The organism is Sphingobium trunci (genome assembly GCF_022664535.1).
In the GTDB taxonomy this organism is placed as follows: domain Bacteria; phylum Pseudomonadota; class Alphaproteobacteria; order Sphingomonadales; family Sphingomonadaceae; genus Sphingobium.
This window is the reverse complement of sequence record NZ_JAKUJY010000026.1, coordinates 15138-39816: the sequence shown is the minus strand read 5'-3', so window position 1 is coordinate 39816 and position 24679 is coordinate 15138. Positions and strand designations below refer to the sequence as shown.

Genomic DNA, 24679 nt, shown 5'->3' with positions numbered 1-24679 from the left:
CTGACGGCGCCGTTCCCGGACGGTTCAGTCGGACTGCTGCATTGTCTCCCCCATGTCCCCGGTGACGGGCGTGCATGTGAGGAGAGAAAGACATGAACATCTTGTGGAAGGGCGTGGCTGCGCTGGGCCTGGCGGTGAGCGCCATGGGCGTGAGCGCGGTCCCCGCCCATGCGCAATATTATGGCGGCTATGACTATGGCTATCGTGACGGCTATCGCGGCGACCGGTGGGACGGCCGCTGGGATGACCGGCGCGACTGGAGGGATCGCCGCGACTGGCGTGACCGGCGGGACTGGCGGGGCGACCGGCGCTACTGGCGCGGCCATTATCGCCAGCGCTGCTGGACCGAATGGCGCTACAACCATTATCGCGACAGGCGCGTGAAGATTCGCGTCTGCAACTAGAGCATTTTCAAAGCAGATGGCATCATCTGTGGTTTGGAAAATGCGGAACACCGAGGACGAACAGAGCATCATCCGATTCGGCTTGATCGGATCATGTTCTGGAGCGGGTCTCCGCCCCCCCTGTGAACGAAGCGAGCCGTCCGCCGATTGCACCGGCGGGCGGCTTGCTGCATTTTCCGGCCCATGACCGATCCCATGCCCGTCATCCAGAGCCTGCTGTCCGGCCTGCCCATCTTCCTGCTGCACCTGGCCTGCGCGACGCTGGCCTGGCTGGCGGCGATGGCGCTCTATATGTGGATCACCCCGCATGACGAATTTGCGCTGATCCGCGCGGGCAACGAGGCGGCGGCCATCTCGCTGGGCGGCGCGGCGATCGGCTTGGGCATCCCGCTGGGCTTTTGCCTCGCCGGCTCGGTCAATGTCTGGGACATCATGATCTGGGGCAGTGTCACGCTGGTGTTGCAACTCATCGCCTTTCGTTTCGCCGATTATCTGATCGGATCGCTCTCCACCCGGATCGAGGCGAACGAACGGGCGGCGGCCATATTCCTGGCGATGATGAAGATCGCGATCGCCTGCCTCACCGCAGGCGCGGTGGCGAGTTGACGCGGTGGTGCAGCGAGGGTGCCTGCCCTTGCTGGTCAGCGCGGTGCTGGCATTGCTGTGGGTCAGCGAGACGACGCGCGCGCCCTCCCTTCAGGTGGAGGAATTCAATCCGCGATCGCCCCGCCGTCCGTTGCCGCAATGGAGCGACGAAGCCTTCGTCATCGAGGATCGGCCCGGCGGCCCGTCCGACAGCATGGGCACCACCTTCGCCATCGACCGCCAGGGCACATGGCTGACCGCAGAGCATGTGACCCATGATTGCGCCCGCGTCGGCATAGAGGAAGGCGGCGTGGCGCGCGAGGTCTTCCATGTCGTCGCAAGCCGGGAGGCGGATGCCGCGCTGGTGCGCGGCGGAATGCCGAGCAGCCAGTCCCTGCCCTTGTCGGACGCGATGCCGCCGCCCGGATCGATCGGCTACCATATGGGATTTCCCGGCGGCCAGCCAACGCTGGTGATATCCGAACTGATCGGCGCCGCCCGCGCCCGGCGGGGACGGACAGAGGAAAGCCAGCCCGTGCTCGCATGGGCGGAGCGGGCGAGAATCCCGATGGGCGACGGCACGCTGTCGGGCATCAGCGGCGGCCCCGTCCTTGCCGAGGACGGCCATGTGGTGGGCGTCAACAGCGCCGCCACCGATCGGCGCGGCCGCATCCTGACCGCGCCGCCGGACGCGCTGGCCCGGCTGGTCAACGCCAGCCGCGCGGTAAACGACCGGCCTGTCGCCTATCCCTTCATCGATCCGGGCGAAGCGCAGGCGCGGTTCGAATCCTGGCTGGCGCAGGGGGTGATCCGCCGGATATTCTGCAACGTCGACGACACGCGCGGACGGTTGACGACGGGCAAGCCCAGAGAGTAGGTCGCAGGCCAGATTGACAGGATTTGGACCCATATGAGCGACACGCCCCCCGACCGGCTTTCCACCAACCCGAAAAGCCCCTTTTTCGACATGGACGTGCTTCAGCGCGGCATCGGCATCAGGTTCAAGGATCGCGTCCGCAACGATGTCGAGGAATATAGCATTTCCGAAGGCTGGATCCGCGTCGCTGCGGGCAAGACCCGCGACCGCCACGGCCAGCCGCTGACCATCAAGCTGTCCGGCCCGGTTGAGGCCTGGTTCGAAAATCCGGCGGAAGGTGCTGAGGAAGCGGCAGACAAGGGCGAATAAGCCCCTGCCCCACGCCAAACAGAAAGGGCGCGGCCTCGGCGATGAGGCGGCGCCCTTTTTTTATTGGGCGTAGAAAGGCCGTTCAGCGCAGCGCCGAGTCCCGTTTCACGTCGGCGATGATGTCCCCGAGCGAACGGGCCGAAGGCGCCGCGTCGGCAAAATGGATGGCGCGCATATCCACGGTCAGGCGCGGCTGGCTGGCCGCGCGGGTCTTGCGCGGGGGAGCAGCCTGTTCTTCGTCCGGATCGTCGGCCCGGACATCGGCGCTGGCCAGGCGAACGCTGTCGCCCAGAGCCGGATCGGGCCGGAAGGCGCGAAGCTGGGGTTTGTCGGGATAGATGAAACCGAAGGCCGGGTTGATCCGCGCGCCCATCTGATTGGTCGGGCTGTGCCAGACGCGCACCTCGCTCCAGTCCCCCGCATCGGACACGTCGATCGCCAGCACATCTTCCTCGATCGCGCCGGGCACCGACCAGTTGGCATGACGGATCAGCACGCGGCGATCATCCAGCACCTTGCTGACCACGGCGACATGGCCGAGCACCATCGGCCCTGCAGGCCGGAAGGCGAGAACCGCGCCCCTGCGCGGTGTGTGGCCGCGCCTGTAATGATTTTCCGCCTGATCCCACCAGGTCAGCGCATCGCCGTAAATCTGCACGCCGGACACGATGCGCGCATAGGGCACGCATTGCAGCATTGTCGCGCCCAGCACAGGCGTCGTGATCAGGCCGGACAGCAGCATGACCGCCCAGCGCATCGTTCGAAAATTCATGCGACCCCGAAAATCAGAATCGCCCCACCGCCTGCGAGAATAGGCGGCCGTCCCTTAGGAACTGGTTAAAATGTCAGAAAGCACCCTGGGCAGAGTCGCTGCCGGCGGTCGCGCGATCGGCCATGGCGATCTGCACCGGCATGTCGTTCGACTTCTGCGCGTAGATAAAGCCCTTGGCGGCGTTGGAGCGCAGGCCCAGATCGCCGATCGGAGCGTACCAGACGCGCACGTCGGTCCAGTCATTGTTCGGCGAGACGTCGATGGCGCGGACATTGCGCTCGATGCCGCCGCGATAGGACCAGTTGGCATGGGTCAGCAGCACTTCGCGCTCGCTGATGACCTTGCTGACCATGGCGACATGGCCGACCGGCATGGAGCGGCTGGCGGCGAAGGCGAGAACGGCGCCGACGCGCGGTTCATGGCCACGGTCGTACCGGCCCTCGGCCTGACCCCACCAGGTGTTGGCGTTGCCATGCAGGTCGATGCCGGAAATCTGGCGGGCGAAGGGCGCGCACTGGAGCACGCCAGCGGCGGCAGGTGTCGCGATCAGGGCGCCGAGCGCAAGCGTTGCCGCTGCGACAAAAGCGCGAAAACCACCGGTCATATGGATGCGACCCCCGACTTCTTCTTCTAGGAACTAACCCCGTGAGAAGGCTTAGGGCAGACGCCGGACGGGTTGAAAAGCGACGAGCGACGAGTCGTTTGCTGGGCGGGTCAACCTGCGGAACGAAAGACGTGGCCGGCGGTTACGGTGAATCGGGTCGATTCGCCCAAGGCATTGAAAAGACTGTCTTCCGTTCCCGTCATCCAGACCTGGCCGCCGGTTATCCTGAGCCGCTCGAACAGGGCGGCCCGTCGCGACGGGTCGAGATGGGCCGCCACTTCGTCGAGCAACAGCACCGGCGGCTGGCCGCGATGGGCCGCGACCAGCGCGGCGTGAGCCAGCAGGATCGCGAGCAGCAGCGCCTTCTGTTCGCCGGTCGAACAGAGCGCGGCGGCTTGTGCCTTGGCGGCGTGGGTGACGGCCAGATCCTGGCGGTGGGGACCGGACAGGGTTCGCCCGGCGGCGGCGTCGCGGCGGCGTTCCCGCGCCAGACGGGGACCAAGCGGCTCGTCATTCCCCTCCTCGCCCTCGATCGCCAGCAGCGGCCGCGCGAAGGGCTGATCGGGCTGCCCCTCCAACGCGGTGCCGAGACGCGCGACCAGATCGGCACGGGCCGCCGCGAGGGCGCGGCCATGTTCCTCCATCTGCGTTTCGAGCGCGCTCAACCAGCCCGGATCTGCGGAATGCAACTCGCCCAGCAGCCGGTTGCGGGCGCGCATCGCCGCCTCATAGCGGGCGCTGTGCGCGGCATGGGCGGGATGCAGGGCCAGCGTCAGCCGGTCGAGAAAGCGCCGCCGCCCGCCGGGGCTGTCCATGAACAGCCGGTCCATGGCTGGGGTCAGCCAGACGATCGAAAGATGGTCCGCCAGCGCATTGGCGGAGGAGGATGTCCCGGCGATCCGCACCTGCCGCCGGTCGGGCGTGGCGGCAAGGACGCCGGTGCCCAGCATCACGCCGTCCACTTCGGCGGCGATGCCGAAGCCGCCCGCGCCGTCCTGCCGCACCATGTCGCGCAGCGCGGCGCCGCGCAGGCCCCTTCCGGGCGCGAGCATGGATATGGCCTCGAGGATGTTCGTCTTTCCCGCGCCATTTTCGCCGGTCAGCACGATGAAGGCATGATCGGGCACGATCAGCGCATCCGCATGGTTGCGGAAATCGCTTAAGGTGAGACGGCCGATCATCCGGCCGCTCTAGAGCATCGCACGCGGAAACGGGAACCGGTTTTTCCGCAAAGGGAAAATGGGCGAGGGCGTGTTAGAGCCTGTTTGGATATGCGGCTTTAGGGGCGTGACGGCACCGGCCCTCTCCCCCACCCGGCCACCCATAGAATACTGCCGTTGGGTGGCCGGGTGGGGGAGAGGGCCGGTGCCGCCTCGAAATGCGATCTTCCGCATTTCCAACACAACCCTAGAGCATGATCCGATCAAGCTGAATCGGATCATGCTCCTTTTGTCTTTGGTTTTCCGCATTTTCCGAGCCAGCAGGTGATGCCACCTGCTTCGAAAATGCTCTAGCTGCACCGCTTCCGCGTCACCGCCGTCCCGTCGTTCATCATGACCAGCTCGCGGCCATTGGCGGAAGGGCGCAATTCCAGCCTCTTCTTCCAGCTCTGCCCCTCCCCGGTAAAGGCGGCCTCGATGCGGATGCTGCCATCGGGACCATGCGAAACCCCGGTCGCCTTGCCCTCGCTTTCCAGGAAGACGAGGCTGGTGGGCGTGATCGTCAGTTCAAGTTCGGCGGCGCGGTCGGCGCAGCTTTCGTCAAGACCGGCCCAGCGCCCCTGGATGCTGGCGGGAATGGTGACGCCCACCGGCGCTTCGGATCGTGGAATGGCGGGTGCAGGCTCGGCGGTCTGGATGCCGTTGCCCTGCGGCACCTCCGTCACGTTGGAGGTCGCCTGATCGACGATATTGGCAACGACGCCGGGCTGGTCATCGCTCTTCCTGTCGCAGGCCGTCAGCAATAGCAGCGGCGGCAAGAAAATCAGCGCGCGCATGGGAAGGAAACCGGTTTTGCGCCAATGGGTTCCTGCGGTTGCGCTGCCGTCGGTCATGGGTGCCACACTCCCTGTCGATGAACCGCATATGCCATGTCCTGACCCTTGGGGCGCATTTTCTTTTTTCGGCCGGATATCGGCGGCTGGAGGACTTGCGTGCGGTGAACGTTGCAGTCATCAACAGGCGTGCAGCGGGATCATCGGACGCTGGCCGGGAAGCGGCCGAAGGAAAAGGAAGCCGATATGAAAAGCGTAAAACTGGTTCTGGCGCTGGGTGCGGCGCTTCTGGGGTCGCAGGGCGCCATGGCGGCGCTGGCGGTGGGTGCCAAGGCCCCCGATTTCACCACGCGCGGCGCCCTGGCGGGCAAGACCTTCACCGTGACCTTGTCGCACCAGCTGAAGCGCGGTCCGGTCGTCCTCTATTTCTTCCCCAAGGCCTTCACCCCCGGTTGCTCGGCCGAGGCGCGCGAATTTGCCGAGCATATCGAGGATTTCAAAAAGGCCGGTGCGACCGTGATCGGCATGTCGGCCGATCCGGTGGACGATCTGGTCGCCTTCTCGACAAAGGAATGCGCGGGCAAGTTCGCGGTGGCTTCGGCCGGCCCCGCCATCGTGTCGGGCTATGATGTCGCGCTCAAGATGCGGCCGGGCATGACCGACCGCACCTCCTATGTGATCGCGCCCAATGGCCGCATCACCTTCGTGCACAGCGAAATGAACTATGCGGGCCATGTGAAGAGCACGCTCGCCGCCGTGGAGGCGATGAAGCAGAAATAGCTATTTCGCCTTCTTCACATAGGTGCCGAACCAGCCAAGCGTCGCCTGCCAGGCGGCCTTGGCGGCGGCTTCGTTATAGCTGGGGCGATAATCGGCCATGAAGCCATGGTCGGCGTCGGGATAGACGGTGATTGCATCCGGCGGCGATTTGCCCGCCACCTTCAACGCGGCCTTCATCTTTTCGACGTCCGCGACGGGAATCCCCTTGTCGAGCGCCCCATATTGGCCCAGCACCGGAGCCTTGAGCGCGCTCACCTGCTCGATCACGTTCAGCGGCTGCAGTTCGGTTTTGTCGCTGATCAGCCGCCCGTAAAAGGCGACGCCCGCATCCAGTTCCCTGCTGTGCGCGGCATAGAGCCACACGACCCGCCCGCCCCAGCAAAAGCCGGTGATGCCGCGCCGCCTGTCGTCGCCGCCATGGCTGCCCGCCCAGCCATAGGTCGAGTCGATATCCTTGAGCACCTGCGCATCCGGCGCCTTCGAGACGATGGTGCCGACAAGCTGCTTGAAGTCGGCGACCTTGGTCGCGTCGCCATGGCGCGCGAACAGGTCGGGGGCGATGGCATAATAGCCCGCCCTGGCGAAGCGGCGGCACATGTCGCGAATCCACTCGTGCACGCCGAAAATCTCATGCACCACGCAGATGATCGGCGCGCTCCCGGCGGCGGCGGGGCGGGCGACGAAAGCGGGCATGGCGAAACCGTCGCTCGCCTTGATCGAGACGATCTCCTCCTTCAAACCCTCTCCGGAGGTCTGGACGGCGCTGCTGGATATCGGTCGGCAGGCAGCCGCGAATCCGGCAGCGAAAGCACCGCTCATCAGCAGCTTGCGACGGTCGAGCCCGGTCGAACCGATCCAGTTGCGATCTTCGGGCAAACGTGCGGATTGCTCCTGCCTGTCGGTCATACGCTCTCTCCTCCATGCCCGCGCTGCGGAGCTTAGGCCGTAAACCCGCCGCCGCCAAGCGCAAGCCATTCTCAGGCAAGGAAATCTCCACCCTCGATCGGCGGAAGCGTGCCGACTTCCCAATTATAGATATAGGTCCAGGCCTCGACCGGCCCGGCATCGCCCTGCACGGTCAGCAGCTCCCGGCGATATTCATGCGGCTCCGAGAAATGGGCGGCGCATTCCTCATGCTTGTCGAGGACCGTCAGGATCGCGTCAGCATCCGGCAGCGCGAAAAGATCGCCCCTGACCTTGCCCGATCCGCCGGGCACGAAGACCGGATAGGCACCCGCCCGATAAAGCCTGCCCCGCGCGACCGCGCCGCCGGCAGGGCTGGCCACGCCTTTCAGCCAGTCCGCCATCGGCCCGTCAAAGCCGGGACGGAGCGTTCCATAGACGAAAAGAAGGGCGTGGCTCACATAGCCCCCATGGAAATAGTCCGGACTAACGGTGAATTTACCCAACTCTTGGAATTTATCACAGGGAAAATTGCCTTTCGCTTCGGCAAAGGGGCAGCTTTTGCGGGTAAAATCAAAATTGGCACGCCTCCTGCAATCCTTCCGGCATCACGGCCGGATGGTCCGGCCATTGTCATTTCAGGGAGTTTATCATGTCCGCCAAGCTTCAGAACGCCGTCTTCGCCCTTACCGGTGCGCTGCTGGTCGCCAGCCTCTTCATCAGCGCCGCCGTCCCGGTCACGCCGATCGCCTGATCCCCCCGCCTCCCGATTCGAAAAGGTCCGTTCCATGAACAACAGCTTCACCCTCGACCGGCGCAATGGAAAGATCATGGGCGTATGCGCCGGGCTTTCCAACCGCACCGGCCTGGATGTCACACTGATCCGCATCGCCACGGTGCTGCTGACCCTGTGCGCATTGGGGCCCGTCGGCGTCGTCGCCTATCTGCTGGCGGGATGGCTGGCCGAAGGGTGACGATCGCGCATAATAAAAAAGCCACCCTTGGACATGTCCGGGGTGACTCTTTTTCTATCCGTCAGGGACGGTGAAGATGAGGTCATGTTGCGATCAGGCAAACAGAACCGAATAGAAGGTCAGCATCTGCGCGCCGACCGCAGCCATAAGGGCAACGCCCTGAATCATGTTACGCATATCGTTCGTCCTGCAAGTTGTTTTTTGTGTCAGCCTTTCGGCGATGGCGCCTATGCGCCCGACACCAAATTGTAACAATCGCAAAGGACGATTTCGCAGTTGCAGCAAATGCAACAGTCACTGTTACCCCAAAGCCACGATCATTGCCTGTGCGGCCGCCGGCGCCCGCACCTTCGCGCCGCTGATGAAAAAGACATAGGCGTCCCCCTGCGCCGCCTGCCGCCGCGCCATGGCGGCCCAGTCGGCAATCTCCCCGGGGGTGTAACCCGCAGCTTCCTCCTCCCGCGTGCGCATCAGCCGGGCGTAGGAAAAGCCCACATCATGGCCCCGCAACGCCGGATATTGGGGATGATCGGCATAGACCACCGCCGCTCCGGCCTCTCGCGCCATGTCGAAGAAGGCGGGATCATCGAAGCTTTCATGCCTGACTTCCAGCGCATGGCGCAGCGGCACGCCCTCGACGCTGGCGGGCAGCAATTGCAGGAAGGCCGCGAAATCCTGCGGATCGAATCTCTTGGTCGGCATGAACTGCCAGAGGATCGGTCCCAGCCGATCGCCTAGCTCGACCAGCCCCTGATGAAGGAATTTCGCGATGGAATCAGCCGATTCGGCCAGGACGCGGCGATTGGTGCAGAAACGCGACGCCTTGACGGCGAACTGGAAACCGTCCGGCACGGCCCTGGCCCAGCCGGCGAAGATCGCGGGCTTTTGCGTGCTGTAATAGGTGGCGTTGATCTCCGTCGCCGTCAGATGCTTCCCGACATAGGCCAGTTCATCCTTCTGCCGCAGCCCCTCAGGATAGAAGGTGCCGCGCCACGGTTCGAAAATCCAACCGCCGATGCCGACCCTGATCTTCCCGCTCATAGCGACTCTCCTTTCCCTCCATCCTGACGAGCGGAGACGGAAAAAGCCACCGGCGCCGCTTCAGCCTTTCCGGTTGAGGCCCAACAGCCATGGCTTCACCCCGCGCGAGGGATGCGGTTTGCCGTCGAGCCTTTTGGCACGGATGATGGCGATGGGCTTGACGATCATCTGCCCGCGCATCGGCCCGGAGCCGCAACAGGTCGGCACGGCCAGGATGCGCTTCACCACGTCCATGCCCCCGACCACATGGCCGAAGGCGGCATAGCCGATATAATCGCCCCGCGCGTCCATGTTCGGCGTCGGGCCGATGGTGATGAAGAAATTGCCCATGGCCGAGTTGGGGCGATCGGGGCGGGCCATGGACAGCGTCGCATCGAGATGCCTGAGGCCGGTCCGGCTGGTCGGCTCATGCCTGATCGGCGGCAGGGAGCGGCGCGCATCCGTGTCGATGCCGCCCTGGATCAGGCCCAGTTTCGGATCGCTTTTCCGCCGCGCCGCCCGATAGAAGGTCACGCCGTCGAAACGCCCATCATCGACATAGGTCAGGAAATTGGCCGAAGTCAGTGGCGCCCGCCGGTCATCCGTGGCGACAATGATCGTGCCGACCGACGTTTCGATCGCGACCCGCGTGTGACCGGGCGTCGGGCGGTTGGCAGGCTGCGCAAGGGCGGAACCGGGAGCGAGGGCAAGCAGAGGGGCCAGAGAAAGCAGGGCAGCAGGGCGCATCGGCAGAGAGCAGGCTTCGTAAAGAGGGGGTGGTCCAAGCTAGAGAGCCTGCGCACAAGGCGCAACCGGGTGACAGGGCTTATGGGCTTCTTTTTCCGGGCAAGAAGGGCGCCGGAATCAGAGACATTCGGACCCGAAACTTTTATGTCAGCGCTGACTTGACAGCGCTGACATATTCCCGCACCTCTAGGCTGCAAGGCACCACAAGGTGATTGGGGAAAGGATGAACAGGAAAGGCGGGCGCATCTGATCGCCCGCTGCCGGATCAGTCCGGCAAATCATCATCACAGTATCGAAATCGACGCGGGGGTCCGTTCCTTCATGCCTGCATGGAGGCTGGGTTCGTGCGCGCCAGGCAGATGCGTACGGCCGGGTCGCGGCCAAAAGAGCCAAGAAAAGGGAGAGGGATTGAATGAAGATCTTCAAGGCAGCATTGCTGGCTTCGGCCATGATCATGTCCATGCCAGCGCTGGCGGCAGACGAGCAGGCCCAGGCGCCGCAGGAGGCGGGATATGGCGACATCATCGTCACCGCGAACCGCACCCAGTCGCTCGCATCCAAGACCCCGGTCGCGCTGACCGCGGTGACCGGCGAAGCGCTCATCAAGGCCGGTGTCGTCAATCCCACGCAACTGGGCGACCAGGTACCCAACCTGTCGATCGACCGGGCCAACGGCCTGCAGATCACCATTCGCGGCGTGACCAGTTCGGACGGCACGGAAAAGGGCGATCCGTCCGCCGCCTTCATGATCGACGGCATCTACATCGCCCGGCCGCAGGTGCAGGAAGTCTCCTTCTTCGACGTGGAACGGGTGGAGGTGCTGCGCGGCCCGCAAGGAACGCTGTTCGGCCGCAACACCACGGCCGGTCTGGTCAACATCCTCACCAACAAGCCCAAGCTGGGCGTCACGGAGGGGTCGGTCGACCTGTCCTACGGCAATTATGACAGCCGCCAGGCGACCGGCGTCATCAACCTGCCCGTGGGCGAGAAGGTCGCGCTGCGCTTTGCGGCCAATTACGAGCAGCGGGACAGTTTCCTGCGTACCGGTCCGCGGTTCACCACCTCGCTCGATCCGTTCCGCAAGAACATCTCGCTGCGCGGGTCGGCGCTGTTCGACCTCGGCCGTGGGCAGCTCGTCCTGCGGGGCGATTATTCGTGGATCAAGGGCGTCACCACCAACAGCCTTCCGACCGGGCAGTTCTTCGCCAATTTCAATACGCCCGGCGTCGATCCGCTCTATATCGGCAATGGTTCGACCGACAGCCGCATGACGCTCAACATCCCCTTTTCGGGTCCGCTCCAGCGGGATAACCGCACATGGGGGGCTCAGGGCGATCTGGACTATGATCTCGGCCCGGTGACGGTCAACTATCTGGGCTCCTATCGCAGCTTCCACCGGGTAGAGGACGGCGTCGGCTATCTGGCGGGGGCCATCGCCATTCCCAACACCTATGCGGGCAGTTTCTGGCAGACCAGCCATGAACTGCGCCTCGTCACCAATGGCGACGGCCCGCTGAAGGCGCAGGCGGGCGCCTATTATTTCAAGGAAAAATCGGCCATCGGCTTCTACCTGCTCGGCCTGTTGTCGCCTACGCCGGGGACCACCGGCTATGTCTACGGCTTCCCGCAGGATCCGACCATCGCCGAATCCTACGCCTTTTTCGGGCAGGCGACCTACAGCCTGACTGACAGGCTGCGCCTGACGGGCGGCATACGCTATTCGCATGACCTGAAATCCCGCATCGGCGCCATCGTGCGCTGCGGGACGCTGGCCTGCGACGCGTCGACCGATACCCGGACGCCCAACGCCGCGCGCCGCAATTTCGCCAGGACGACCTGGCGCGCGGGCATCGACTATGATCTCAACGACCGTTCGCTGCTCTATGGCGTCGTTGCCACCGGCTACAAGGCTGGCGGCTTCAACGATGGCTGCGAAGCGGGAACCGGCGCCGGATGCACCTTGCCCGCCGCCGCGCTCTATTATGAGCCGGAAACGCTGACATCCTATGAGGTGGGCCTCAAGACCCGCTTCGCGAACAATGCGGTTCGCCTGAACCTGTCGGCCTTCCACTATGACTATGACGGCATTCAGCTGAGCCAGGCGGTCACGATCAACAATGCGCCGTTCCAGGTGACGACCAATGCCGCGAAAGCCAAGGTCGACGGGGTCGAGGCCGAAGGCGTGATCGAACCCGTCAGGAACAGCCGTTTCGACGCTTCCGTCACCTGGCTGAACGCGCGCTATACCGACTATCAGCCCTCGGCCACGATCGACTGGTCCGGCAAGAAGCTGGACCGATCGCCGGAATGGGTGTTTTCGGCAGGCTATACCCAGACCTTCGATCTGGCCAATGGCGGCAACATCCAGGCCGGGGCGCGGACCCGCGTGTCCGACAGCTTCAGGCTGGCGGCACTGGGCACGCTCAACCAGTTCCGGGTGCCGGGCTACAGCAAGACGGACGTGACGCTGACCTACAACGCGCCCGGCGACCGCTGGTATGTCCAGGCGTTCGGCAAGAATCTGGAAAACAGCATCGTCGTCACCACCGCCAGCACCGGCGCCTTCGGGACGGTTCAGGTCGCGGACCCGCGCACCTATGGCGTGCGCACGGGCTTCCGCTTCTGACCCTCCCTTCTCCCCTCCACCGGCCGGACGGCGCAAGGCGCGGTCCGGCCCCGCATCGGCGAGTTTCATGATGAAAGCCCTGTCCCTTTCCACCGCCCTTCTGACCGCCCTGCTGGCCCACCCGGCCGGGGCGGAGGAAGGCGGCCCGGTTTCCCTCGCCGCCGCGCAGGCCAGCGCCGATGCGACGGTGAAGCAGATGAAGCCGGAGGAAATGACGATCCTGACCCACGGCATCATGCCGCTGGCTCTGGGGGGAGCCGCAGGGCCGATACCGGCCGATGCGATACCGGGCGCCGGCTATGTGCCGGGCATCCCGCGCCTCGGCATTCCGGCGCTGAAGGAAACCGATGCCAGCCTGGGCGTTTCCTATGTCGGCGGCGTCCGCAAGGACGGGGCGACCGCCCTGCCCTCCGCCGTGGCGCAGGCGGCAAGCTGGAATTCCGCCCTCGTCTATCGCGGCGGCGCGATGATCGGGTCGGAAGCGCGGGCCAAGGGCTTCAACGTGCTGCTGGCGGGTGGCGTCAACCTGATGCGCGATCCGCGCAACGGCCGGACCTTCGAATATTTTTCCGAAGATCCGCTGCTATCGGGCGTGCTTGTCGGCGCGGCGATCCGGGGCGTGCAGTCCAACGGCATCATTTCCACGATCAAGCATTTCGCGCTCAACGGCCAGGAAACCGGCCGCAAGCATGTCGATGTCCGGATTTCCGACGCCGCCGCGCGCGAGAGCGACCTGCTCGCCTTCCAGATCGGGATCGAACAGGGCCAGCCCGGATCGGTGATGTGCGCCTACAACCGGGTGAACGGCCATCATGCCTGCGACAATGATTATCTGTTGAACAAGGTGCTGAAGCAGGACTGGGGCTATAAGGGGTTCGTCATGTCCGACTGGGGCGCCGTGCCCGGTGTCGAGGCGGCGATCCACGGCCTGGACCAGCAGTCGGGCGAACAGCTCGACACGGCGCTCTTCTTCGGCGACGTGCTGGGCCGCAAGGCGGTATCCGATCCCGCTTATGCGGCGCGCCTTGCCGACATGAACCGCCGCATCCTGACCGCGATCCACGCCGTCAGGCTGGACAGCAATCCGCCCGTACCCGGCGGGAAGATCGACTTCGCCGCGAACGCGCAGGTGGCGGAGGAGGTCGCGCGCCAGGGCATCGTGCTGCTCAAGAATGCCGACAAGGTCCTGCCGCTGGCGGCCACTGCCCGCTCCATCGCGGTGATCGGCGGCTATGCCGACGGCGGCGTATTGTCGGGCGCCGGGTCCAGCCAGGTTCATGGCGAAAAAGGCCCCGCCGTGGCCCGGCCGCAATCCGCCAAGGAAGGGCCGTTCAGCAGCTTCTTCGCCCAGCAATATCATCGCTCCAGTCCGCTGGACGCCATTGCCGCCAGGGCGACGCAGGCGAAGATCAGCTTCCGCGACGGCCGCTACATCGCGGATGCCGTGGAAAAAGCGCGCCAGTCGGAAGTCGCGATCATCTTCGCGACCCAGTGGACCACGGAAGGACTGGACGTTCCCGACCTGTCGCTGCCCGACGGGCAGGACGCCCTGATCGCGGCGGTCGCTGCCGCCAATCCGCGCACCATCGTCGTGCTGGAAACCGGAGGTCCGGTGAAAATGCCCTGGCTGGACAAGGTCGCCGCCGTGGTGGAGGCTTGGTATCCCGGCGCGCGCGGCGGACAGGCGATCGCGTCCGTGCTGTTCGGCGAAACCAATCCGTCCGGCCGCCTGCCGATCAGCTTCCCCGCCAGCGAGGCGCAATTGCCCCGGCCGAAGCTGGACGGCAGCGACTGGGTGGAACCCAATTTCATCGGCGAGGTCGGGCCGGAGAACCGCGCGCTGACGGCGGATTATGATGTCGAGGGATCGGATGTCGGCTATCGCTGGTTCGCACGGCAGGGCCAGAAGCCGCTTTTCCCCTTCGGCTATGGGCTGAGCTATACCAGCTTCGAAAGCGGCGGGCTGAAAATGTCGGGCCTGTCGGCGCGCTTCACCGTCCGCAACAGTGGAACCCGTGCGGGCGACGAGGTGGCGCAGCTTTATCTGGTCAGCCGCGCGGGCACGCCCAAGCGGCGGCTGGCGGCCTTCAGCCGCGTCAGCCTGGAACCGGGCGCGCGCCAGACGGTATCGGTCTCGATCGACCCGCGCGTGCTGGCGGACTGGAACGGGCATGGCTGGACCATGCCGGGGGGTGACTATGTCTTCGCGCTGGGCAAGGATGCCGAAACGCTGGGACAGCCGATCAGCATAAGGTTGCCCGCCAAAAGCTGGAAGGATTGACGCCATGCGTATCGCGACATGCCTTGCCCTTGGCCTTGGGTTGACCGTGGCGCCGCCGCTCTCCGCGCAAACGGTCATGATCGAGGGCGGCGGCGCGGTCCGCGGCGTGACGCAGGGCGCCGTCACCAGCTTCAAGGGCATTCCCTATGCGGCGGCGCCGGTGGGCGCCAATCGCTGGCGCCCGCCCCAGCCCGCGCCGTCCTGGCAGGGGGAGCGCCCCGGCGACCGTTTCGGCGCCGACTGCGCGCAGCAGCCTTTCCCCGGCGATGCGGCACCGCTGGCGACGCGGCCTTCGGAAGACTGCCTCTACCTCAATATCTGGAGGCCCGAAGTCACGAAAGCGGGCGCGCGGCTGCCGGTCATGTTGTGGATTCACGGCGGCGGCTTCGTCAATGGCGGCGCATCGCCCGCCGTCTATTCGGGCGAGAATTTCGCGCGCGACGGCGTGCTGTTCGTCAGCATCAACTATCGGCTGGGGCGCTTCGGCTTCTTCGCCCACCCCGCCTTGGCGGATGAGGGCTATGGCGGCAATTTCGGCTTTCTCGACCAGATTGCGGCGCTGAAATGGGTGCAGGCCCATATCGCATCCTTCGGCGGCGATCCGGCCAATGTCACCATCGCCGGAGAAAGCGCGGGGGGCATGTCGGTGCATATGCTGCTCCAGTCGCCGCTCGCGCGCGGGCTGTTCGCGAAGGCGGTGATCCAGTCGGGCGGCGGGCGCGACCGCACGCTGCCCATGCCAACCCTGGCGCAGGCGGCACTGGCTGGAAAGACATTCGCGCCGGGGCTGGACGCGGCGGGCCTGCGCGCCCTGCCCGCCGACACCATCGTCGGCGGCCTCAACATGGCGACGGCGAGCCAGCCTGGCTATTCCGGACCCATGGTCGATGGCCGGACCATCATGGGCAGTTCGATCGACGGTGCGCGCGCCGGACTCTATGCGCGCGTGCCGGTCATGGTCGGCGCCAATTCCGCCGACGGTTTTCCGATCACGACGGACAAGGCGCGTATCTTCGCCGCCTACGGGCCGGACGCGGAGCGGGCGAAGGCGCTCTACGATCCGGCGGGCGGGCGGGCAGGCCTTGCCCTTGCGGTCATGACCTCGGCCGACCGCATGTTCATCGAACCGGCGCGGGCCATCGCCCGCAGCCTGGCGGGCGGGCAGCCGGTCTGGCTCTATCGCTTCGCCTATGCGCAGCCGGGCATCGCGGCGCAAATGGGCGGGGCGCCCCATGCAAGCGAAATCCCCTATGTCTTCGACACCGTGCGCCACCGGCAGGATCCACCGGAAATCCCGGAGGAACAGGCGGTCGCGACGCTGGCGCACCGCTATTGGGTCAATTTCATCCGCACCGGGCGGCCGGACGGGTCGGGCGGCGTGCCATCCTGGCCCCAGGCGACGGCGCAGGACCGGACGGTTCAGATCATCGGCGATGCAGGCGCCCGGCATGACGAAGATCCGCTGGCGGAAAGGCTGGATTTTGCGGAGCGCCTCGCGCAGAAGCCCTGACCGGCGCGGCGAAATCCGCATGGACGGGATTGCACGCGACCGCCGGTTCACGGCATAGCTTGGCCATGAAGAAGACGACCCGCCCCGTCACCCTCGCCGATATCGGAGCCAGCATCGGCATGTCGGCCAAGACCGTGTCGCGCGTGGTCAATCGCGACCCCAATGTCAGCCAGGCCACCCGGCGGCGGGTCGAGGCGGCCATTGCCGCCACCGGATTCCGTCCCAATCTGGCGGCGCGGTCGCTGGCGGCGGACCGATCCTTTCTGGTGGGCTGCTTCCTCGTCAACACCGCCAATTTCTATTATGCGGAACTGGTGCGGGGCGCCGCCCGCGCCTGCCGCCGCTACGGCTATCATCTGGTGCTGGAGGAACTGGACCTCCAGGAATCGGTGACGGACTATTATCGCGAACATATGTCCAATATCGGCCATCACGGCTTTCTTCTCGCCCCGCCCTTTTGCGACGATGCGGCTTTGCTGGACATGCTGGACGAGGATGGACATCGCTATGTGCGCGTGTCTCCCGCAACGCAGCCCGGTCGGGCGCCCTCGGTCTATGCCGACGATGCGGGCGGCGTGGCGGCGCTGGCGGAGCATCTCTGGCAGCTCGGACATCGCCGTTTCGGGATCGTATCCGGCCCGTCGGGGCATCTGGCCAGCGCCGTGCGGTCCCATTCCTTCATGGAAAGCCTCTACAGGCTGGGCTGCCTGCCTTCCGACATCCTGTCGGTCGAACCCGATTGCTGGAATCCGGTCGTGACGGGGGGGCGGGGTGCCGCGATCCGGATGCTGGGCACCGGGGAACGGCCCACCGCCATTTTCTGCTATAATGACGAACTGGCAGCCGGTTTCATCGGCTATGCGCGCGACATCGGCCTTTCCATTCCCGGCGATCTGGCCGTGGCCGGGTTCGACGACAGCGAGGGCGCGCGGCTGATCTGGCCGCCGCTCACCACCGTGCACCAACCGATCGTGGAAATGGCGGAACGCGCGATCGAACGGCTTGTGACGCCGCAGAGCGCTGGCGACCCATCGCTGATGTGCGGGGTCGAACTGAAGATCCGCGGCAGCACCGACCCCGGGGCCATGTCCGATCCGGCCTGATGCCGCGGAGCGTTCCAACCCGCAAAAGCCGCTGGCGACGAACGGGCTTGGCCGCCCGCCGCCAGCAGAAGCCCATGGCTGCCGTCAGAATCCGATCTTGAACTCGCCGCCGATGATGCGCGGTTCGTTCACCATGCCGGTCAGATTGTTGAAGTCGATCGCACCGATGATGCGGATCTGATTGGTGATGTTGCGCGCGAAGGCCGCCACTTCCCAATTCTTCGCCTTGTCCCGGTAACCGGCGCGCAGGCCGCCTTCCAGGAACGCCTTGCCGGTGAACTCGATCGATCTGTAGAGGAACAGGTCGACCTTGCTGCGATAGGCCCAGTCGGTATAGGCGAACAGTTCCTTCTGATCGCCGATCGGGACGGCATAGCCCACGGTCGCGTTCAGGATCCAGCGAGGCGCCTGCGGCAAGGGATTGCCATTGATCGCGGCCAGCGTGCTGCCGTTCACCACGACGAGCGGATCCGTAACCGTGCAGGACGCGCCACAGGGCGCGACATACAGGTTGGGATCCTTGATTTCCGTGAAGTTGTAGCTGCCGCCCAGGGTGATATCCAGATTTTCGGTGGGCTTCGCGCTCAATTCCGCCTCGACGCCATAGCCGATCGCCTTCTTGGCATTGAGCAGACGCGTAACGTTCGATCCGCCGCCCACGGCCGTCAACTGGATATCGCGCGTGTTGAAATAATAGGCGTCGATCGAATAGTTGATGCCCGAACCGCCACCCTTGAAGCCGATTTCGTAGGACGTCGTCGTCTGCGGTCTGGCCGTGGTCGATATGCCCGCACTGATGTCGTTATGGATCGCCGCGCCCAGATAGCCGGACGCCGCGCGCGCATAGACGCTCATGTCGCCGGTCAGCTTGTAGGTGGCGCTGAGATCCCAGGACCATTTGGAACCGCTGACCTTGCCGCTCACGACGTCGGTCGAGCTGGCGATATCGTTGCCGTTGTAGAGATAGCTTTGCCGCTCGTCATGCGACCAGCGCAGGCCGCCGCGCAGGATCAGGTTGTCGACCGGCGTATATTCCAGCGATCCGTACAAAGCAAAGGTGCGGCTGTGGAGGCTGCTGTTGTCGCCGGGGGTGAAGGTGCCGGCCAGATCCCAGCTGCCGCCCTGATCCTCATAATAATTCTGGTTGAAATAATAGGCGCCGCCCTGGAACCGCACGTCGCCGAACTTTTCCGACACGAACCGCAGTTCCTGCGTGAATTCGCGGGGATGGTCCGCGCTGCCCGTTTCCACCGAGAAGGGGATGAAGCCCGGGCCATAGGGCGGCGCATAGCTGGCGCCATAGCCGCCGTCGATGTCGCCGCGGGAATAGACGTTGGCCTTTTCCCATCCGGTGATCGAATAGACGGTGCCAAGGCCGTCGAGCTTGTAGCTGATCTGGGCATTGCTGCCCCAGCCGTCGAGCCGCTGCGGATTGGAGCCGTCCTGCGCGGCATGGCGGATGTCGAAGCCGTCGACGAAATCATCGGTGCCCTGCTTGATGATATTGGCCCTGAACAGGCGGGCGGTGCCGCGCAGGGAGCGGATATGGAAGTTCAGCAGGACATCCAGCGGGCCGTCTTCATATTCCAGCTGGGCGCGGCCCGCGAGATCGCGATACCCCTCGAAGCTCTTTTCATACATGGTCGCCGCATAATCGTTGGTGACCCAGTCGTCCCGGCGCTGCAGCAGGCCGGACACGCGGAAACGCAGCTTGTCGTTGATGGGACCGCTGATCGCCGCTTCGCTGTTGACGGTGTTGAAGGTTCCCCACGACACGCTGGCATGGCCGGTGAAATCCTCGGTCGGACGGGCCGAGGTCAGCTTGATGACGCCAGCGGGCGTATTGCGGCCGAACAGCGTGCCCTGCGGTCCCTTGAGCACTTCGATATTCTCAAGGTCGAACGCGGGAAAGGCCTTCAGGAACGGGCTTTCCACCGCAATATTGTCGTAGACGACGGACACCGGCTGCTGCGCATCGCCATGGAAGTCGGTGTTGCCGAGACCGCGAATGTAGAAGCGGGGGAAGGTGCGGCCGAAGGAGGATTCCGCCAGCAGGCTGGGAACACGCCCCGAAAGGAAACGGATATCAAGGCCGCTGGAATTGATGGCGTTGAGCTTCTCGTTGCTGAGCGAGGAGACCGCGATCGGAACATCGACGGCGCGCTCGTCCCGGCGGGTTGCGGTGACGACGATGTCGCCGCCGTCCTTGGCGTCCGCCGCCGGGGCGGCCGGAGCATCGGCAAATGCCGGTGAAGCAACGCCGAGCGAAACGGCGACCGCAAATAATGAAACGGATAATGCGCGGCCAGCTCTATCAATCATGTCTCATCCCCTTTGGATGCTGGGGCCAGACTGTTTTTCTGGCCATTGAACGATCAAACCCTCTCCTTTCCCCTGAATTATTCACACCGTTGCGACCCGAAAGCTCTTCGCTTTTATTCGGACTTATTGTGTTCGAGTTATTTTGATTTTGGTGTCTTGTTATTGCTGTTCGCAATCAGCCTGACCATCAGCGCTTCGAAGCGCGGAACGTCGATGGACCGGATCACTTCCGCAGGCTGTTCTCCCAGACCGGGCTGGTAGCCCGCCCGCCAGGACAGCAGGTCGCCATAGCTGGCGCCGAACTGCGTATTATAGTCGACATATAATGTCTCCTTCTCCGTCACGAGCGACGGGTCAAGCCACACCGCGGCGGCGATTTCGTCCCACATCGGAAAACCGGGTTCCCAGCCCGCGATGAACTTGCCCAGTTCGGGGCTTGCCGCCTTGGAAAGGCGGTCGAGCAGGCCGGGGGTCAACTGCGTCGCCGTGGCCGGATCGGCCGGCACGACGGTGATCTTCTTCCACGGACTGCGCGACACGATGCTCGCCGCCTCCGGATCGAACCGCATGTTGAATTCACGCCGCGGCGAATTGACGAACTCCCGCGCGAATTCGGCAGCGGAGCGATTGTCCAGCACCTGATGGGGGTTGAAGCTGCCGCCCATATAGACCAGTCCCTTGGCCAGGCTGGCAAATTCCGGATCGAGCCGCTGCGCCAGCGCCAGGTTCGTCATCGGCCCGCCTTCGATGATGGTGATCTGGCCCGGATATTTGTGGACCATCCGGATCATGAAGTTCGCCGCGATCTCCGGGGACGGCTTTGTCGTCGGATTGCCCCAGGGCAGGTTCACCGGATCGTTGGGGCCGTAATAGGCCGGCGTGCTCTGCTGGGTCGGTTCGACCCATTTCTTCATCCACGCGCCCTTCCACGTCAGCTTGCCGTAGAGCGCTTCCCATCGATTCGTCTGCTCCTCGGTGTTGAGGAGAGGATAGGTGGCGCCGGGCACCACCGGCACGTCGGTGCGCTTCACCAGTTCCAGACCGCGCAGGGCACTGGCCGTCGCGCGGTTGACCCAGACATTGCCCGATACGGTCGTGATGCCCAGCACATCCACCTTGTCCGATTCCAGCAGCATCATGTGCATCAGGCCGAAGCCTTCATCTTCGATGATGACCTTTTGCCGATCGCCCTGCGCGTGGGCGGGAACGGCAGCGAAACCCAGGACCAGAGGCGCGAGCAGCAGGAATTGCATGACCGCGCGCGCGAAGGCTCGCCGGTTCGTGAGTTTCAACATAACCGTCCTTGCATGGTCCGGGGACCGAGGGTGAGCGGGAAATAGCTAACGCCATCCGGCGCCGGACCTTCCCCATGCCGACCGATGCATGACAGCGCTAGCATAATCATCTACATGCTGCGTTGCAAAAATTCGAACAGACCACGATAGAGCAAGGCTGTGCCGAGGCGACGCCATGATCGCCTGCGCACAGGGAGCCCCACAGGGCAGCCGCGTGAGGGAAAACGCCTTATGCCTGGGCGCGCTTTAGGGCATGGCGCCTCGCCGCAATCTCTGCGCCTTCGCGCAGCAGCGGGCCGAGGCGCCAGAAATCGCTCAGATGGCCCCGGTCCGGATCGGGCGGCCGGTCCCATCCATAATCATGGCGCAGCCGTCCTGCATGCCCGGCCTCCAGGATCGCTTCGGGCGCGATCGTCGCCGCCGCATGCTGGTCGGGATCGACATAGATCGCATCGGCCTCGCAATAGAGTTCGCACATATAGCATGTCTGGCACTGATCGATCCGGGCGATGACCGGAACTCCCCCCTCCCCCGCGTCGAACACATGGGTGGGGCAGGCAGCGACGCAGCTATGGCAGCCGGTGCAGCGGTTCTCGAAAATATGGGCGATCATGCGGCGGCCCCGGTCGATGCGTGGAGGGAAAGGGGCGGTTCGAAGCGGGTCCAGACCCGGTCCAGTCCCCCGGTCAGCAGCCGCCGCCCCAGCGCGGGATCGACGTCCGGCGCATCCGCGCGCATGTGCATGCCCCGGCTTTCCCCGCGCGCCAGGGCGGCCGCGCCGACCCAGCGGGCGGATGCAATCATGGCCGCCTGCTCGCGCAGATGAACCTGCGCCAAACCCGTCGCATGGCCGTGATCGGCCAGATCCCGCCACAGCCCGTCCAGCAGGGATTGCGCTTGGGTCAGCTTGGCTTCGCTGCGCCACAGCGTGCCGTCGAAATCGATCGTGCAGGCCTGGACCGCCGGAATGACCGGGAACAGATCGAGCGGCCTGACCTGCGAGGCGGGGCGCAGGCCCGCGCGTCCCGCCGGCCGCAGGCGGGTGGCATGCCTGCCCTGCCGCAGCGCGGCGCGGGCGGCCGCCCCGCCCGCGATACGGCCGGATGTCAGCGCCCAGGCGGCATTTTGCGCACCCCCGCCGCTGGTGGCGCCCGCCACCAGTTCCCGCGTCGCGCAATCGCCCGCCGCATGCAGTCCCGCCACGCTGGTCCGGCATTCATCATCGACGATCCGAAGCCCGCCGGTGCCGCGCACGGTGCCTTCACCGAACAGGCCGATCGGGAAGCGGTCCTCGAACAGGTCGATTCCGCGCCGTTCGAAGGGTGGAAGCGAAGCGGGCTGGATCCGCCGCAGATAGTGTTTGAGCAGGGCGGGCGCATCGCTGAGGTCGGCCAGCACCGGTCCTTCCCGCATCGCGGTGGCCAGCGCCTTCAGATGCGCGCCTTCGCCGCTCATTGGCGGCGGCACGTCCAGTTCGCGTCCTGCCGCATCGAAGAATCGCGCCGCGAAATAAGGAAGGGTGCGGGTCGAATTCCAGGCCGGGGACAGCGAATAGGAAGCGGAAAATTCCATGCCGGAAAGCGCGGCTCCCGCTTCGGCCGCCATCAGCAGGCCGTCGCCGCTATTGCCATGGCTGCCGATCAGACCCGACCGGAAGGCGCAGCCCCCGGTGGCGAGCACGACCGCCGGCGCTTGAACGGACCAGGGCCGGCCAGCGAGCCGCGCGTGGCCCGCGGCGCCCGCGACTGCACCCTGGTCGTCGGTCAACAGTTCGAGCGCGGGGTGATGGTCGAGGATGGTGACGCCCCGGTCGCTGGCGAAACGGCGCAAAGCCCGCATATATTCCGGCCCGCGCACGCCTGCGTAAAAGGTGCCGCCGCGTCCGTCGCCGTCGAACGGATAATAGGGCGCCAGTTCCGGCAGGGCGCGCCAGGTTTCCTCGATGATGCGGGCCATCCAGCTTCGATCGGCCAGGCCGAAGGACCGGGCATGGCGCTCCTCGATCGCGGCGGCACGCTTGTCCGCGTCGGGCGGCACCCACCAGTGGTTGGGGCCGCCGGTGGCGGTCACGCCGCTGGTGCCGACGAAGCCCTTGTCCGCCAGCACGACGCGCGCGCCCGCCCGCGCGGCCGCGACCGCCGCCCAGCATGCCGCCATGCCGCCGCCGATGATGAGGACGTCGGCGGCAAGCTCCAGCGCGTCTGGCTGGCTCATTCGGCGGCGATCGGCTGCGGTTCCCTGCGGGCGAGGCTGTAGCGGTTTTCCGGTACCGGCAGGCCCAGATGGCCGCGCAGCGTGTCATGGGTATAATCCCTGCGGAACAGCCCGCGCGCCTGCAGGATCGGCACCACCCGCTCGCGGAACAGGGCGAAGTCGCGCGGGCGTGTCACGCGAAGGTTGAAACCGTCCGCGGCGCGCCGCACGAACCAGCGCTCGATCTCGTTGGCGATGGTTTCGGGCGAGCCGACAAAGTCCGAGCGCCACTGGCCGAAGCGATAGGCGGCCTGCCGCAGGGTCAGCTGCTCCTCCGCCGCGACGCGGATGATGCGTTCGGCATGGCCCTTGTAGCTGTTGAGCGTCACGCCGGAGAGGTCGGGAAAGGGCGCGTCCAGCTCATATTGCGTGAAATCATGATAGTTGAACGCCCGGCCGACCTGGGTCAGCAGCTTGCCGATGTCGAGCGCGCCCTGGGCGGCTGCGGCGATCTCCCGCGCTTCCTTGTCGGTTTCGGCGATGATGGGGACCAGGCCCGGCAGCACCTTGATCTGGTCGGGATCACGCCCCAGCGCGGCCGCCCGCCCCTTGAGATCGGCATAATAGGCCCGGCCGCTTTCGAAATCCTGCGCCGATGCGAAGGTGCCCTCGGCGATGGCCGCGCCCAGATTGCGTCCCTCGCTGCTGTCGCCCGCCTGGAAGATCACCGGCTGGCCCTGACGCGAACGGCTGAGCGCCAGCGGGCCAGCGACCGAGAAATGCTCGCCCCTGTGATCGAGCCGGTGCTGCCTGCCCTTGTCGAGGAAGGTGCGGCTTGTCCGGTCGCGGGGAAAGGCGTCGTCCTCATAGCTGTCCCACAGGCCCTGCACCACCTCCACGAACTCGCGGGCGCGGGCATAGCGGACGGCATGGTCGAAATGCTCCTCGCGCCCATAGTTGCGCGCCGCACCCTCCAGCCCGGTGGTGACCACATTCCATCCGGCGCGGCCCCGGCTGATATGGTCGAGCGAGCCGAACTGGCGGGCGACATTATAGGGTTCCCAATAGGATGTGGTGAGCGTGCCGACCAGCCCGATGCGGGAAGTGGAGGCCGCCACCGCCGACAACAGGGTCAGCGGCTCCAGCCGGTTGAGGAAATGCGGCGCCGTGTCGGGCGTGATGTAGGGCGAATCCACGATGAAGACGAGGTCGAACTTCGCCGCCTCCGCCGCCCGCGCATTGTCGATATACCAGTCGATATCGATGCTGGCGTCACCCGGCAGGTCGGGGTCGAGCCAGGACCCGTGATCCGCCCCGACGCCCTCCAATATGGCGCCCAGATGCAATTGCCGTTCGGGCTTGTCCACCATGCCGCGTTCCT

At 65.4% G+C, this 24679-nt stretch carries 24 protein-coding genes; 10 read left to right on the top strand and 14 right to left on the bottom strand.

What is annotated here, in order from left to right; all coding sequences use genetic code 11:
- Window positions 1–92: 92 nt before the first annotated feature.
- The 4 genes from MJ601_RS18220 to MJ601_RS18205 all read left to right on the top strand — a co-directional run bounded on the left by MJ601_RS18220 (window position 93) and on the right by MJ601_RS18205 (window position 2175).
- Entirely contained in the window at window positions 93–404 is a 312-nt protein-coding gene (locus MJ601_RS18220) for a hypothetical protein (RefSeq protein ID WP_242129049.1), read from the top strand.
- A gap of 183 nt (window positions 405–587) precedes the next feature.
- The gene (locus MJ601_RS18215; protein WP_242129047.1) at window positions 588–1010 is read left to right on the top strand and encodes a DUF350 domain-containing protein; all 423 of its coding nucleotides are present in this window, start codon (window positions 588–590) and stop codon (window positions 1008–1010) included.
- Between the two features lie 22 nt (window positions 1011–1032).
- Entirely contained in the window at window positions 1033–1866 is an 834-nt protein-coding gene (locus MJ601_RS18210) for a S1 family peptidase (RefSeq protein ID WP_348635602.1), read from the top strand.
- Between the two features lie 33 nt (window positions 1867–1899).
- Window positions 1900–2175, top strand: coding sequence for a DUF3297 family protein (locus tag MJ601_RS18205; protein WP_242129043.1), 276 nt, complete (start codon window positions 1900–1902; stop codon window positions 2173–2175).
- An 82-nt stretch (window positions 2176–2257) separates the two neighbouring features.
- On the opposite strand, the gene MJ601_RS18200 is transcribed toward MJ601_RS18205, so the two are convergent.
- The 4 genes from MJ601_RS18200 to MJ601_RS18185 all read right to left on the bottom strand — a co-directional run bounded on the left by MJ601_RS18200 (window position 2258) and on the right by MJ601_RS18185 (window position 5604).
- Window positions 2258–2947 carry a CHAP domain-containing protein gene (locus tag MJ601_RS18200; RefSeq protein WP_242129041.1) on the bottom strand — a complete coding sequence of 230 codons (690 nt, stop codon included), beginning with the start codon at window positions 2945–2947 and terminating at the stop codon, window positions 2258–2260.
- 73 nt (window positions 2948–3020) lie between these two features.
- Window positions 3021–3551 carry a CHAP domain-containing protein gene (locus MJ601_RS18195; protein ID WP_242129039.1) on the bottom strand — a complete coding sequence of 177 codons (531 nt, stop codon included), beginning with the start codon at window positions 3549–3551 and terminating at the stop codon, window positions 3021–3023.
- Window positions 3552–3661: 110 nt separating this feature from the next.
- Window positions 3662–4732 (bottom strand): DNA replication/repair protein RecF, encoded by a 1071-nt coding sequence (gene recF, locus MJ601_RS18190; RefSeq protein ID WP_242129038.1) that lies wholly within the window; start codon window positions 4730–4732, stop codon window positions 3662–3664.
- A gap of 329 nt (window positions 4733–5061) precedes the next feature.
- Window positions 5062–5604 carry a hypothetical protein gene (locus MJ601_RS18185; RefSeq protein WP_242129036.1) on the bottom strand — a complete coding sequence of 181 codons (543 nt, stop codon included), beginning with the start codon at window positions 5602–5604 and terminating at the stop codon, window positions 5062–5064.
- A gap of 186 nt (window positions 5605–5790) precedes the next feature.
- Here MJ601_RS18185 and MJ601_RS18180 point away from each other — a divergent pair, with 186 nt between their 5' ends.
- Window positions 5791–6324: a peroxiredoxin gene (locus tag MJ601_RS18180; RefSeq protein WP_242129034.1), complete on the top strand. Its 534-nt coding sequence runs from the start codon at window positions 5791–5793 to the stop codon at window positions 6322–6324.
- On the opposite strand, the gene MJ601_RS18175 is transcribed toward MJ601_RS18180, so the two are convergent.
- Together MJ601_RS18175 and MJ601_RS18170 are read right to left on the bottom strand one after the other, a co-directional pair.
- Window positions 6325–7230 carry a dienelactone hydrolase family protein gene (locus MJ601_RS18175; protein WP_242129032.1) on the bottom strand — a complete coding sequence of 302 codons (906 nt, stop codon included), beginning with the start codon at window positions 7228–7230 and terminating at the stop codon, window positions 6325–6327.
- Window positions 7231–7301: 71 nt separating this feature from the next.
- Window positions 7302–7688, bottom strand: coding sequence for a gamma-glutamylcyclotransferase family protein (locus MJ601_RS18170; protein ID WP_242129030.1), 387 nt, complete (start codon window positions 7686–7688; stop codon window positions 7302–7304).
- A gap of 327 nt (window positions 7689–8015) precedes the next feature.
- Here MJ601_RS18170 and MJ601_RS18165 point away from each other — a divergent pair, with 327 nt between their 5' ends.
- Window positions 8016–8201 carry a PspC domain-containing protein gene (locus tag MJ601_RS18165; RefSeq protein WP_242129027.1) on the top strand — a complete coding sequence of 62 codons (186 nt, stop codon included), beginning with the start codon at window positions 8016–8018 and terminating at the stop codon, window positions 8199–8201.
- Between the two features lie 93 nt (window positions 8202–8294).
- Here the strand turns inward: MJ601_RS18165 and MJ601_RS18160 are convergent, their stop codons facing one another.
- The 3 genes from MJ601_RS18160 to MJ601_RS18150 are packed head-to-tail and all read right to left on the bottom strand — an operon-like array spanning window position 8295 to window position 9968.
- Window positions 8295–8492 carry a hypothetical protein gene (locus MJ601_RS18160; protein ID WP_242129025.1) on the bottom strand — a complete coding sequence of 66 codons (198 nt, stop codon included), beginning with the start codon at window positions 8490–8492 and terminating at the stop codon, window positions 8295–8297.
- Window positions 8493–8501: 9 nt separating this feature from the next.
- Window positions 8502–9242, bottom strand: coding sequence for a DUF72 domain-containing protein (locus tag MJ601_RS18155; RefSeq protein ID WP_242129023.1), 741 nt, complete (start codon window positions 9240–9242; stop codon window positions 8502–8504).
- A 60-nt stretch (window positions 9243–9302) separates the two neighbouring features.
- Window positions 9303–9968: a peptidylprolyl isomerase gene (locus MJ601_RS18150; RefSeq protein ID WP_242129022.1), complete on the bottom strand. Its 666-nt coding sequence runs from the start codon at window positions 9966–9968 to the stop codon at window positions 9303–9305.
- A gap of 412 nt (window positions 9969–10380) precedes the next feature.
- Here MJ601_RS18150 and MJ601_RS18145 point away from each other — a divergent pair, with 412 nt between their 5' ends.
- The 4 genes from MJ601_RS18145 to MJ601_RS18130 all read left to right on the top strand — a co-directional run bounded on the left by MJ601_RS18145 (window position 10381) and on the right by MJ601_RS18130 (window position 17488).
- Window positions 10381–12594, top strand: coding sequence for a TonB-dependent receptor (locus MJ601_RS18145; RefSeq protein ID WP_242129020.1), 2214 nt, complete (start codon window positions 10381–10383; stop codon window positions 12592–12594).
- 67 nt (window positions 12595–12661) lie between these two features.
- Window positions 12662–14875 (top strand): beta-glucosidase family protein, encoded by a 2214-nt coding sequence (locus tag MJ601_RS18140; protein WP_491572930.1) that lies wholly within the window; start codon window positions 12662–12664, stop codon window positions 14873–14875.
- A 4-nt stretch (window positions 14876–14879) separates the two neighbouring features.
- Window positions 14880–16385 (top strand): carboxylesterase/lipase family protein, encoded by a 1506-nt coding sequence (locus MJ601_RS18135; RefSeq protein WP_242129018.1) that lies wholly within the window; start codon window positions 14880–14882, stop codon window positions 16383–16385.
- A 65-nt stretch (window positions 16386–16450) separates the two neighbouring features.
- Window positions 16451–17488, top strand: a complete 1038-nt coding sequence (locus MJ601_RS18130) for a LacI family DNA-binding transcriptional regulator (protein WP_242129016.1) — start codon at window positions 16451–16453, stop codon at window positions 17486–17488.
- An 84-nt stretch (window positions 17489–17572) separates the two neighbouring features.
- Here MJ601_RS18130 and MJ601_RS18125 read toward each other — a convergent pair whose 3' ends face one another.
- From MJ601_RS18125 to MJ601_RS18105, 5 genes are all read right to left on the bottom strand, one after another.
- On the bottom strand, window positions 17573–19810 hold the full coding sequence (locus tag MJ601_RS18125; RefSeq protein ID WP_242129014.1) for a TonB-dependent receptor: 2238 nt from the start codon (window positions 19808–19810) through the stop codon (window positions 17573–17575).
- 137 nt (window positions 19811–19947) lie between these two features.
- The gene (locus MJ601_RS18120; RefSeq protein WP_242129012.1) at window positions 19948–21105 is read right to left on the bottom strand and encodes a nucleoside hydrolase; all 1158 of its coding nucleotides are present in this window, start codon (window positions 21103–21105) and stop codon (window positions 19948–19950) included.
- Window positions 21106–21334: 229 nt separating this feature from the next.
- Window positions 21335–21718: a 4Fe-4S dicluster domain-containing protein gene (locus MJ601_RS18115; RefSeq protein ID WP_242129010.1), complete on the bottom strand. Its 384-nt coding sequence runs from the start codon at window positions 21716–21718 to the stop codon at window positions 21335–21337.
- Entirely contained in the window at window positions 21715–23319 is a 1605-nt protein-coding gene (locus MJ601_RS18110; protein ID WP_242129008.1) for an FAD-dependent oxidoreductase, read from the bottom strand. The genes MJ601_RS18115 and MJ601_RS18110 overlap by 4 nt, the downstream gene beginning before the upstream one ends.
- Entirely contained in the window at window positions 23316–24668 is a 1353-nt protein-coding gene (locus tag MJ601_RS18105; protein ID WP_242129006.1) for an LLM class flavin-dependent oxidoreductase, read from the bottom strand. The genes MJ601_RS18110 and MJ601_RS18105 overlap by 4 nt, the downstream gene beginning before the upstream one ends.
- Between the last annotated feature and the right edge of the window lie 11 nt (window positions 24669–24679).